The organism is Bartonella chomelii (genome assembly GCF_014138465.1).
In the GTDB taxonomy this organism is placed as follows: Bacteria; Pseudomonadota; Alphaproteobacteria; order Rhizobiales; family Rhizobiaceae; genus Bartonella; species Bartonella schoenbuchensis.
The window spans coordinates 263,184-276,024 of record NZ_JACJIR010000002.1; the positions used below are offsets into that span (position 1 = coordinate 263,184).

Genomic DNA, 12,841 nt, shown 5'->3' on the forward strand with positions numbered 1-12,841 from the left:
TACATATTAAGATGACTTTGATTAATGTCAAGTAATGATAAAATAAAGGAGGGCAAGACCTTTTATAAAGTTTTTTTTCTTTATCAGGTAAATTCATTTAAACATGCATCGAGTTTTTTAGGAGTAAGTGTAAAAATTTTTGCTTCTTTACAATAAATAAGAAAGGCATCAATATTTTTATCTGGGTAAATAGTTTGCAGCAATTTTCGATAAAGAGCCATTTGTAATAAATAATTTGGTGCGATAGTCGTTTCATCTTCTGGTGGAATTCCTGTTTTAAAATCAGCAAAAAGAACGCTGTCTTGGGTGACACATAAACGGTCAATTTGGCCGGAAATTATCTGTTCTTTACCATGAATTTTGAAGGTACCCATAAGCGAAACTTCAGCGCGGGAATTATCAGAGAAAAGAGACTTGAGATGTGGATTTTCTAGCAATTTACAAACTTGTTGAAGTGCTTTTTCTCTTTGAATTTCAGGCCAATGGGAAGCCTTGATGTTAAGATAGCGCTGAGCATAATCAAAACGCTGTTGGGGAGGGCACTCAGGTAAATATTGTAGTAAGCGGTGAACCAAATTACCATATTCAATAGTGAAAATTTTGTTTGTATTTTTTTCTCCTAAAACAGGTGAAATGCTAAGGTGTGTTTGATTAGGGAAAGATTCAGCGTCAACATCAATGAAAGGACTAGCAACAGAAGGTCTTAAGGGTTTTGGTAAAGCTGGTTCTGAAGGCATTTTATGATGAAAAAAATCAGGTAAAGGTGGCAATGTTTGGTTGCCTTCATCAAGTATTTCTTTGTTTATTGGGGTAGAAGAAGGTGTAATAGAATAGCGCCAAACTGCTACATCTTCTGTCGGGTCTTTTATAGCAACGGTGTGGGGCTGAAGGGCTTTTTTTACTAATTTTAGCCATGTATTAGGGTTTTCTTGTTGACCGCTATAACCGCAAACAATTAATCGATCTTCAGCACGCGTCATTCCTACATAAAGAAGGCGCTTATACTCTTCTTCTGCACGCTCTTTTAAATATGAAAGTGCTTTTTCAAAAGGTTTTGCATTAAATTGTGTATTTGGGCGCCAAATAAGAGCTTTTCTTCCATTCAAAGGCAATGTGAAAAAGTGTGGTGTATAACGTGAATTCCAGATTGCACTACCTGGGTCAACCAGAAAAACAACAGGGCTTTCCAATCCTTTAGCAGCGTGGACAGTCATAATGCGAATTTCTTCATGGTTTTGATCAAGTTCACGCTTGATTTCTGGTTTATTGGCACTCAATGTTTCTAAAAAGGCTTGTAGTCCTGGCAAACCGGTTTTTTGAATCGTGAGTGTATAATCCATGAAAGCATCAAGAATTTCATTTGCTTCAGATCCTAGACGAGCGAGGATTTTTTGTCGTCCTTTGTCATTGTTGAGAATATGGCTATAAAATTCAAAAACGGGCATTTTATCAACAAAGGTACGGTATTTGCTTAAATTTTCAAAAGCATCTTTATAAGATACATGTGATGAAGCGTGGGTACAAAGGCTTTGCCAAAGCGATCCTGTACGTTTTGCTGCAAGGTGATAGAGTGCATCTTCGCTAAGCGCAAAAAGTGGACTTTTTAAAACACAGGCAAGAGAGAGGTCATCTTGTGGTTGCAAAACAAACTGTGCAAGCGCCATTAAATCGCGCACGCTAATATGGCTGGTTAATTGTAAACGGTCAGCGCCAGCCACAGGAACATTGTGTAATTTAAGTGCGCGAGAAAGAGCTGGTACAAATTGATCATGTCGCTTACGAACTAAAACCAGAATGTCGCTGGCACGCAGCAGACGCCCCTTTGCTGGAAGCATTTCACCTGAGTGCAACCAGTTAGCAATGGTTGCGGCAATTTTATTGGCTAAGCGTATTTCAGGTGTATCCAAATGATCAACAGTTAAATGCCAATCATCAGGAAGTTTGTTTGTTTCTTTGGAAATGGTGTCCCATAAAATAATTTCCCCTGGGCTGTTAATACGAACAGGTTCATGCACTGTTTTTACATTGTCTGCTGAAAGTCCTTTATAATTTTCTGGCGTTTCAAATACAAGATCAACACCTTTGAGGATATCAGCTGTAGAACGAAAAGAATAGTGCAGTTGTATTTTTTCAAATTTTTGATTAATGCGTTGCACTTGTTTTTGAAATGTGCGGCCGTTTTTAGCAAAATTTTCTGGCTGAGCACCTTGAAAAGAATAGATAGATTGCTTTTCATCACCAACAGCAAAAATAGTGCGGATGTTTGTGTGTTGACTATAGTCTGCAAAAAATTCCTGCGCTAAAAGCTGAATAATTTGCCATTGCTCAGGGTTGGTATCTTGTGCTTCATCGATAAGGATATGATCAATGCCACGATCAAGTTTATATTGCACCCACTGACTTGCACCTTTACGCTGCAATAAATAGAGTGTGCGTTCAATAAGGTCATCAAAATCTAACAGGCCATTGGCCTTTTTTAAATCCGCATAGATTTTAAGATAAGTAGCACAAATCTGAAAAGCAGCCATATTGAGTGTGACAAGTTTTACACCTTGATATTTCTCTAATAAAGTAGAAACCTTGTCTTGTTTTTCTTCAATCTCTTTTTGAATAAAAGACGAAGTTTCGTCTGATTTTTTGGAAAGAAGACGTGAAAAATCACGTGGTATGCCGTCAGCTGTAAAGTAAATGCTTGATACAACGTCTATAATATCTTCTTCATCTGAGACGGTCGCTAACTGAGAAAATTTCGCTATAATGTCTGTTGCTTTTTTATTACTGTAGGTTTGAAAATATTTGAAGGTATATGGAGACAATGAAGCGGTTTGTTGAATTTCTTTAAGTATTTGTGAATGTGTTTCATTGGGTGCTAAATTAAAAAATGCACGTAATTGCTGTTCTCCACTTTCAGATAAAATGAACGGTAAGAAATCAGAAAATTCATGCTGTTTTTGAGCAGCTTCATGTAGCAATTGATCAAATGTACTTTCGCTAATAGTTTTAAATAGCTCTTTTAAAGCTGATTGTATATGGTTATGTGCTAAAAGTTGGCAACGGGCTTGGTGCAATAACTGTGTTCGATTTGTATCATCAAGCAGTTCAAAATGACCAGCAATATTAGATTCTAGCGGAAATTGATGCAATAAAGCTTCACAAAATGCATGAATGGTTTGGATTTTTAAGCCACCTGGTGTTTCAAGGGCACGAGCAAAGAGTTTACGTGCATGAGCCAGTTTTTGTGCACTTGTGGGCTTATTTTCAAGTTGCGATAAAACTGTTTGAAGTTGCTCATCATTAAGTTCATTCCAACTAGAGAGTGTGCGAAAAATACGCGATTGCATCACAGAAGCGGCTGCGTTGGTATAAGTTAGACATAAAATACGCGCTGGAGGTGTGCCATTTAAAAGCAAGCGGATGACGCGTTCACTTAAAACGTGAGTTTTTCCAGATCCTGCATTTGCAGAAACCCACACATTTGTTTTCGGATGTGTCGCTTTTTTTTGTGCATCAAGGGCTGCTTCAGGAATAAAAAAAGTAGTCATGATGAACCTGCTTTATAAAAATTACTGGACCATTCCGATAATCGAGCCAAATGATCATAATCACCTTCATAACGATGAGGTGAAGGGAGTGCGTGTGAAAGATAACCTTGTTGTGGATTTTGATAGTACTCAATCAATGTAATAAGACGTTTCCATGCTTCTTGACCAAGTAAGACTGCACTTGTCTGATCTTTTGCTTTTTTTTGGTATGAAATAATCGATTGAGATTTGATTGGACCTTTTCCTTTAAGGGGGACGTAAAATAAGTTTGAAGGAGTAAGATCTTGGAAGTCTGTAAAAGCTCCTTGCATTAACAAAGCTGCTTCCAATGCCAATTGTGGATGTAATAAAGCACGAACCTGTTTAGATGAAGGAGGAGTATTGGTTTTAAAATCAAGAATTTCAACCATTTTATCAGGTAAAATATCAATACGATCAGCACGCCCTGAAAGAGTAATGCCTGTTGTGCCTATAGGCGTTTTTTGAGCAGCAACTTCAATATGTCGTTTACGAGGTCCAAGATTTTGTTCCCATTTAATAAAGCAAGGAGCAAAATTTTCAAAAATTGACCACCAAATTGCTTTAATGTCAGGAGGCAAATTTAATTTGTCAAATTCTTTGCGCCCAATGGCCATAAATGTCGCTAATGCATGAGCAACGTTTGGGTCTTTTATTTGTGTGCAAAAAGCGGCAAGAATAGCATGATATAAAATTCCACGGTCAGCTGCATAGGGGCTATAAATGAGAGCCTTAAGTGGTTTGAGGCGCAAGATTTTTTTAGCATAGATAGCATAAGGATTATAGCGCAATGTTTCTATTTCAGTCACTGAAAAATGACGTGGGCGCATATCGAGTGGCGGTACAGGGCAAGGTCGTGGTGTAAAACCAATCGTATCTGTTTTGTCGAGCATTTTTACCCAATGAAGAAATGTCTCTCCCCGTGAGCAGATTTGTTTCCAAACTTGTTTGCCCACTACTGTTTCTAAACGTTGCAACCAGCGTGAGGGAACAGAAGGAATATGGTTGACCCGCGTAGCTCGGCTCATCACCACTTTATTCATTCCCATGGCCCATTGAAAATCATGTGCTGCAAGGCCAATACGCTTTTCAGGTGGTTCAAGAGTTAGTGTCATTTTCATTGGCCGCGATAAAAAAGCATCATTGCGGGTTGTTGAGGGCCAAAACCCTTCATTAAGGCTGCCAAGAACAACTGTATCGACTGTTTGCAAGCGTGATTCTAAGGTCCCCCAAATAAATAAACGCGGATGCCCACCGGGAGAGGGGCTTACACAACGGGTTGCTATAAGAGCTGAAAACATAGCAGGCCATTCATAAAGATGAAACTTTAATCCTGATTGATCATTCACCAATTCATGCAAAAAAATTGATAGAGCTTTTCCTGCTTCATTTTGATAAAGGTGCACAAAAGAGTTATTATCGTCTCGCCCAAAATTTTCAAATGCCTCAACAGTTGCTATTGCAACTTCATTGATGGTACATTCTTTATCCTGTTTTATCAAAGACGCTAATGGTTCAACTGCTTTAACCAAAAGGTGACAAAGTGATCGTGCCTCTTCGGTTTTTTGTGGATCAAGGGGGCAGGTGTCAGACATGTTATAGGAATATCTTTGCACCCATGTTTCAAGAAATTGATCACATTTGCAAAGGTTGATACGATTAGGATTGCCTCGAAGAACAAATAATTCAAAATTTTCTACTATTTCACGTAAACGTTGACGATTTTGTCCTAGAATTGTGAGTGGGTGTTTAAGAAGAGATAGAAAGGCGATAGGATCACCAGGCTTAAATACATTCTCTAACAGCAGTCGTAATAGGGTTGCAGGTAATGTATGTGCAAGTGGTATTCCACCTGAATCATTTGCTTCAATCCCAAATCGCTGTAATTCAGCGACAACACGGCGTGCTAAGTTGCGGTCATTAGTAATAAGAGCTGCAATTTTTTGAGGCTCTTCAATGGCATTACGTAAAGCAATAGAAATGGCTAAAGCTTCTTCGCGTTCATTACTGGCTTCAATCAGTGACCAATCTGCGCAAACATTTTCATAATCATCACGCACGATTTGTGCCCATTGATCTGTAGTAGAAACGGGTCGTAGCGCTTCTGATACAATGGCAGCGCGTTTTGTTTGCATTATACTTCTTTGGCCAATTTCACTCACATGAATGCGTTGACATTTCATAAGAGATAAAAATTTCTTTAAATGATATTGAGGGTGACTAAAAGCACCAAGAGCATGATCAAAACAATCAAGAGTTGTTGTATCTTTATTCATTGTGCCTAATGCATCCCATTGCGCTTCATCCATATAAAGATCAAGTCCTGGGAGAACAACGGCTCCTTTGGGCAGATAGGCAACTACTTTTGAAAGATGGGCAACTGCAGGAATAGAACCTGTTGCACCAGCAACGATAATAGGTTTATTAGGTTGTGTGCGGTGTAAAATATCTGCTTGTATTTTGAGTGCTTGGTTGCGCCATTCAACCGGATTGCTTCGTTGTTTTTCCTTTAAAATTTGAGGCCAATTTTGTGTAATAATAGTTAAAAAATCTAAAGTAATTTGCCACCATTCAGCAACCATATCAGGGCAAATATCTTTAAGTTTTGACCAATCTGCAGATTCTGTTTCAACTTCATCCATCAAGCTTGCTAAATCTTGCGCAAGCCAAATTGCATCAGCGGTATTAGCAGGAATGAGCACATCTTCTGTACCAAATATAGCACGCAAATGGGCTGGTAGATTTTCACGCCAGGGACGAATAAGGCGTGCTAGAAGGAGAAGACGTTCACTTTCTTTAATAGGGGGATTGAGTGTTAAAATACTATCATGATTTTCAACAAAAAAAGAACTTTCTTCATCCATATCTCCTAAAGGGCGGATAGTGGGCAAAAAGCTCGATCGTGTATGACTTCTTTCAGCAAAGGCTGCACGTAAAGCGCGGGCAGCACGCCGTGTTGGTACATAAATAAGGGTATCAACAAGCGCAGCTTGGATATCTCCATTTGGTGCAAAGTCATCAATAAAGGTACCTGAGAGAAGTGCATCAACAAAATGAGGCAAAAAAGAAGTTCCAGGAGAAATAGAAAATACACGCGGTTTACGAGTCATTGAGCTTTGTTTTTGGAGCATAAAGATTCCATCTTAGTTATCTTTTGATTATTTCCATTGTATATTAATTTTCAATTAGCAAAAGCTTGAAAAACTGCGTTTATACAGTGGTTTTTCCAAAACAGAAGGAGGAGTGAAGTGTTGCGGTTGCATATAATACAACCATTACGCTTTGTTTTATAGTTTTGTGGCACATAGTGATTAAAGCAATAGATTTGTAAGGGCTAAAGATAATAATATCCCAATTTGTATGGAGCAAAAAGATTATGATTAATCAGGAGAAAATCTGCATTTTAAGAATAAGAGAAGACGATTTTGCGTTAAAAAAGTGGTTTAATGATACCAAATTAAATCTCATGAATTGTTTCCTACTCATGAGAAAATATGTATAAGACGCATAATAATATGCTCAATGATTAGATGCTTATAGTGTGTCTGCAAGTATACCCATTTCTTGATAAAGGCTTTGTAAATCAGCAAGAATTGGGTGTGAAAGATTACGGGCAAGATAATCTTGTAGATGGGGTAAATGTTTAAGGTAAGATGATTTTCCATCTTGTTGATGAAGCCGTATAAAAATTCCTAAAATTTTTGAAATTCGTTGAGCACCTGCAAACGCATAAAGTTTACGCAATTCGTTTTTATCAAAAGATTGTGATGCTTGACGGCGTGCATTGCAATAAGCATCGAGAATTTTTTCTTCCAATGTTGGTGAAATATAGCAACGTGCATCTTGCGCTAAAGAAACAAGGTCATAAACTGTTGGACCTTTCAAACCATCTTGAAAATCAATAAGACCAATACGATCGATACCTTTTTTATGAGCGCGCCAAAGAATGTTAGGCGAATGATAATCGCGCATAACAAAGGTATTTTCTCCTTGGATTAACATGTCAAGATAAGGGTGCCAACAGGTAAAAAAAGCTTCACGTTGTTTTTCATCTAAGGGTTTTTGTTTTTGAAAGGGTATATACCAGTCTAGCAGTAAGGAAAGTTCTGCTTGCATAGTTTGGTAATCATAACAGGGAATTTGAAGTAAAAATGTTGCAAATTGTTTTTTTGAAGGCCATGATTTTTGATGAAAAGTCGCCAATAGTTCACTACAAGCAAGATAACGCTCTTCTATAGGATTGCCTGTTTGATCTAAAAGTCCTTCACGCCCTAGATCTTCTAAAATTAAAAGGCCTTTTTCAAAATCTTCAACAAAAATACGAGGAGCAGAAAATCCATTATCCGAAATAAGCCGACTTATCCCTACAAATTGACGGATATCTTTTGCAAGATGTGTTATTTCTGAATAAGCCGAATTGGCATCATGTGTTGTTTGCATAATTGCTGCATCCATGAGAACTTCTTGATGGTGACCATCATCTAAAAGTTCATAGGAACGTGCTGAAGCATCACTTGCTAAAAAATAACGGTGAACATGACCACGGCCATGAGCTGTTAAGAAAGAGCGAATGGCAAAGGACCGTTGCAAGCGCTGGGCAGAATGTGCTGCTGATGTTACGCTAATGTAGCGTCCACAGTTTTCATGTTGTAAGGTGATGGCAAAGGTAGCAGGCCCTAAGAGATCTGCTCCTTTTTCTGGCCATTCTATCAATAAAACACTTTGTTCACGCGCTTCATGAAGCCCTAATTCATCAATTTCTTCCACCATAGAAAGGCGGTAAAAATCAGCATGGATGACTTCAAATTGCGGAAGCTGATAATTTTGAACAAGAGTAAAAGTAGGACTAGGAACATCCAATGTGTTATCGTTAGCAAGTGCACGGATAAGTGCGCGGGCAAGTGTTGATTTTCCTGCCCCAAGATTACCTTGGAGTGTTACAAGGTCACCTGGTTTTAAGGCAAGGGCTAAATCTTGCGCAAAAAGTTTAGTTGCTTCTTCATTTTCGAGAAAAAAACTAAAATTCATAAAGAATTCCATGAAATTTGTAGAAAAAAATTGTTATAATAACTAAAAGTAAGATTAAAAAATTATATCCTCTTTTTGCACTGGAAAAAAGCACTTAACTGTTGTCCCTTGGCCCGTACCGGTTAAAATTTTAACGTGTCCACCGTGGAGTTCAACGAAACTTTTGACAAGAGAGAGGCCAAGACCTGCTCCTGCACGTCCACCATGGTGCGGACGAGAAGAAAAACGTTTAAAGATACGATCCATAATATCAGTTGGGATATCAGACCCTTCATTATGGACGCTGAAAACAATGTTGTCTCCTTGTTTATTTGCACAAAATTCAATCGTGCTTTCTTCCGTTGCAAAATTGACAGCATTACTAAGTATATTAACAAAAATTTGGTGCAAACGTGTTGCATCAGCCAAAATGAAATTTAAAGAAGGAGAAATCTGTTGTGAAAATGTGATATAGCGCCCGTTAAGATGTTCTTCTACTCGGGCAACTGCTTGCGCCATAGCATCGGCAATGTTAACTGGTTTAATATCCAATTCCATAATGCCTGCATCAAGAGTTGCAAGGTCAAGAATATCATTAACAATATTCAAAAGAGCATTTGACTCTGATTGGATATGGCCAAGATATTCATGTTGGCGTTCATTGATAGAGCCAAAAATTTGGTCGCGTAAAATGTCAGAAAATCCAATAATATTGGTAAGGGGTGTACGTAATTCATAAGAAACATGTTGGACAAATTCGTTGCGTAAACGATCAGCACTTTCTAGAGCTTCATTCCTTTCTTGTAGCGCGCGCGCAATGTGAACACTATCGGTAACATTAACAAATGTTAGCATTGTTTGTCCGTTGGGCAATGGCACCAATGTATAATCAATAATCGTTCCATTTTTTAAGTCTATGCGACCTGAATATGCATCACGTTTATCAGCAAAACCAGTGATAAATTTGGTAAATTGTTCCCATTCTTGCCCCACTGTTAAAGTTGAACAATGGGTTTGTAATTGTGTAATATGGGTCCCTTCTACTAATAAATTATAAGGTAAAGACCACAATTTTGATAAAGCTGGATTTGATAAACGAAGGCGACCATCAGTCCCAAAAACCACTACACCTTCTGAAAGTTTATCAAGTGTTTCACCTTGTATTTTAATTAATGTGTTATAGCGTCGCTCAAGATCAATTTTTTCAGTAAGATTTTCGTAAAACCAAGTAACACCTCCTTGCGGATGAGGGCTAGCAATAACCCGCACTGTACGTCCATCGGGAAGATTCCAAATTTGTTGGTCCGATTCTATTTGCTGGTAAGCTTTAAAAAGCTCTTCTTTCCATGCACGCCAATCAGGATGTTCACCAAGCAATCCTTTTTCACGCAATTGTTCCAGAAGCAATGAATGACTTGGTTCACTTTCTAAAAAAGAATTTTCCAGTGGCCATAAAACCTTAAAGGCATGATTGCAGAATTTTAACTTTTGATGAGTATCAAAAATTGCCACAGCTGTTGAAATTTGGTCGAGTGTCTCACAATTATTTTGAAGAATTCGTCTCATTTCTTTGGTAAGATTTTCATGCGCGCTATCATCGCGGGCGAAAGCTGCCATCCCTTCTCTTGTTGTGACACGGGTGAGATGAAAGTGGCGCCGTTCTCCATCAACAACCGTATGCACATGTTCTTGAAAAACTGTTTCTGCTTCATCTGTTTTGCACTGTGTGGCTTCATTGAAAAGGTCAGTTATATAATTGCTGCCTTCTTTAAAGTCTGTTATTTCTCGGAAAGCGCGATTAATAAAGCAGATTTTCCCTTTACAGTCTTGGATCCACACAGGCTCTTGAATATGGTCAAGAAGGTTACGTTGTAGGTTCAGTTCCTTAAGTAACTCGGCGATATTTTTCTGTAAGCGAATATTTTCACTTTGTTGTGTTGAAATATCTTGAAAACGCGCAATGGCCGCTGTTCCTGAAATGACGCCTGTAACTTGCAACAATATTTTATTTGTCGTAGTAATAAAAAGCTCAAAAGGACAACCATTGCAACGCAATTGAATCAACGCTTGATCAAGTTGTCTTAGAGATGATTCTTCTAACCAACGTCCAAAACATTGAAAATTTTTCTGGTTAATTTCCATTTTTTGTAATGCAGAAATATTACCAACTATATGCGGTAAAGCTGTTGGATTTTCCCAAATGAGAAGGCACTGCTCTGTTTCTTCAAAAAGCCACTCATAATATTTAAGCTTTTCAAAAAAATCTGCTTGAATCATTTTCAACGGTTTCCATGAAGCTTTTTTTATAGCCATAATAACCGCTATACATATGAGCAGTGAGGCACAAGAAACACCCCCAAAGAGAGCTAAAATAAGCCATGAACCATCTGGCCAAGTGAAGTTAGAAAGAGAGGGGAATGCTAACGATTGAGCAACAGCTGGCAATGGAGAAAAAAAGAATAAGAAACAAAAAATACTGGTATAAATTTGAATGATTTTTTGAGTTTTTTCTTTGGAGGTATACTCACCAAAGTTGCGCACGATGCATCTCCTTTTTTTACCAGGGACACGTTCTAATAACGGTTATGATTTGGCTTATAAGATTTTTGTAGGTAACTCCAATATAGGTGGCTTATATCTTCCAATAGAACGTTTGATTTTATTTTTAACCGATCAAGATAAAGGTATGCAACTTTTTCATTAAAATATTTGGACAAAACGATTACTTTATTTTTGTAGTTTTCTGTACAAAAAATATATGCTTCACTTAAAGATTGATTAGAAGAAAATTCTTTACGACAAATCATCAGATTGAATATTTCTATTTTTGGCGAGGAATACCAGATTTCTTGCTAGCTATAAACAGAAAGTTCGGTATCTTTGATAACATTTATCATTTTTGTTTCTTTAAAATTACTTTGTTCAAAGTGATTAAAGAAGCTTAAAAAATGCACGCACATATAAAAATTTCTTTATATGTTTATATGATTTTAGATTTTCATGAGCCTATGCGACAATATATTGATATATTGGATGATTATACCCTCAACAAGCAATAAAATATTATAAATTCTATTGATAAAGCAAAACACTAATAGTTTGCAGTGATTTTGACATTGCAAAAAGAGGGACCAAAGAATTTATTCATAAGATTATATTGTCTGAAAAATAACACAATGAATAAGATTTGAGCGTCAGTACATCTGTACTTTTTCTTTTAGATTTTAAAAGTGTAGACATTATCAATTTAATCACAAAAAATGTGTATTAAGCTGATAAACTTTTAGAAAACTGCCCTTGAGGACGAAACCGCCATAGATAACTGGGTAAAATAGCGCTCATTGTTTTAGGGGTAATCCCGACCCCTTCTAAAGTTCGTCCATTTTTAATAGCTTCTTGAGAGACAATATTGTCTATTTGTAGAAAGCGTATTTGATCAGCTGTCATAAGTTCCGGCAATAAGGGTATTTTACCAATATTTCCTAAAATATTTCCCATGAAGAGACCGATGGAAAGAGGCATAGATAAAACTATTTTCTTGCGGTGAATGATTTTTAGTACATTTTCAATGGCATTCTGGAATGTCATAACTACAGGTCCACCAAGATCATAACTTTTTCCAGAAGCAACTTTTCCTTCCAAAGCGCGTGCAACAAATTCAGCGATATCACCAACATAAACAGGTTGCAATTTGCTTTGTCCACCACCAAAAAGTGGTATAATAGGCAAAAAGCGAGATAGATTTGCCAAGGTATTAAAAAAGCAATCTTCCGGTCCAAAAATAACCGATGGGCGCATAATAATTGCTTGAGGATGACTATGACGCACAATTTGCTCACTTGTAGATTTGACATGCGCATAAGAGCACGAGGTATTTTCATCATTGGCGATGAGTGTGGACATGTGAATGAGCGGAATATTCGCTTGAGCTGATAATTCTGCAACATTTTTTGTGCCATCAATTTGTGCATTTTGAAAATTTGACTGGCTTGCTTGTGTTAAGCTTCCAGGAAGAAAGATTGCACCGTCTGCTCCAAGCAATGCGCGGGCAACACAAGCACGGTTCTTAACATCAGTTGCAAGCATTTGGGTTTGGCCCACTTCGCCTACTTGTAACATGTAGTAAGCTTTTTGCGGATAACGAACAGCAATGCGAACGCGATAACCCTGTTTGGTTAAAGTTTCAACGATATGTCGTCCTACAAAACCTGATCCACCGAAAACAGTGATAAGTTTAGGATGTTGATAAAGAGTGTAATCAAGTTTCATGGTAA

The 12,841-nt window shown here is 37.6% G+C and carries 6 protein-coding genes; all 6 read right to left on the reverse strand.

Features of this window, described 5'->3' with window-relative positions; genetic code table 11:
- Nucleotides 1–83 precede the first annotated feature (83 nt).
- The 6 genes from addA to GGR10_RS03595 all read right to left on the reverse strand — a co-directional run bounded on the left by addA (nucleotide 84) and on the right by GGR10_RS03595 (nucleotide 12,836).
- On the reverse strand, nucleotides 84–3,542 hold the full coding sequence (addA, locus tag GGR10_RS03575) for a double-strand break repair helicase AddA (RefSeq protein ID WP_182479955.1): 3,459 nt from the start codon (nucleotides 3,540–3,542) through the stop codon (nucleotides 84–86).
- Nucleotides 3,539–6,670 carry a double-strand break repair protein AddB gene (addB, locus tag GGR10_RS03580; RefSeq protein ID WP_182479956.1) on the reverse strand — a complete coding sequence of 1,044 codons (3,132 nt, stop codon included), beginning with the start codon at nucleotides 6,668–6,670 and terminating at the stop codon, nucleotides 3,539–3,541. The genes addA and addB overlap by 4 nt, the downstream gene beginning before the upstream one ends.
- Before the next feature lie 424 nt (nucleotides 6,671–7,094).
- On the reverse strand, nucleotides 7,095–8,588 hold the full coding sequence (tsaE, locus tag GGR10_RS03585) for a tRNA (adenosine(37)-N6)-threonylcarbamoyltransferase complex ATPase subunit type 1 TsaE (protein ID WP_182479957.1): 1,494 nt from the start codon (nucleotides 8,586–8,588) through the stop codon (nucleotides 7,095–7,097).
- A 54-nt stretch (nucleotides 8,589–8,642) separates the two neighbouring features.
- Nucleotides 8,643–11,108 carry a sensor histidine kinase gene (locus GGR10_RS03590; RefSeq protein WP_182479958.1) on the reverse strand — a complete coding sequence of 822 codons (2,466 nt, stop codon included), beginning with the start codon at nucleotides 11,106–11,108 and terminating at the stop codon, nucleotides 8,643–8,645.
- Nucleotides 11,109–11,140: 32 nt separating this feature from the next.
- The gene (locus GGR10_RS07010) at nucleotides 11,141–11,374 is read right to left on the reverse strand and encodes an adenosylhomocysteinase (RefSeq protein ID WP_422614134.1); all 234 of its coding nucleotides are present in this window, start codon (nucleotides 11,372–11,374) and stop codon (nucleotides 11,141–11,143) included.
- Between the two features lie 460 nt (nucleotides 11,375–11,834).
- Nucleotides 11,835–12,836, reverse strand: coding sequence for a complex I NDUFA9 subunit family protein (locus GGR10_RS03595; protein ID WP_182479959.1), 1,002 nt, complete (start codon nucleotides 12,834–12,836; stop codon nucleotides 11,835–11,837).
- Nucleotides 12,837–12,841: the final 5 nt, after the last annotated feature.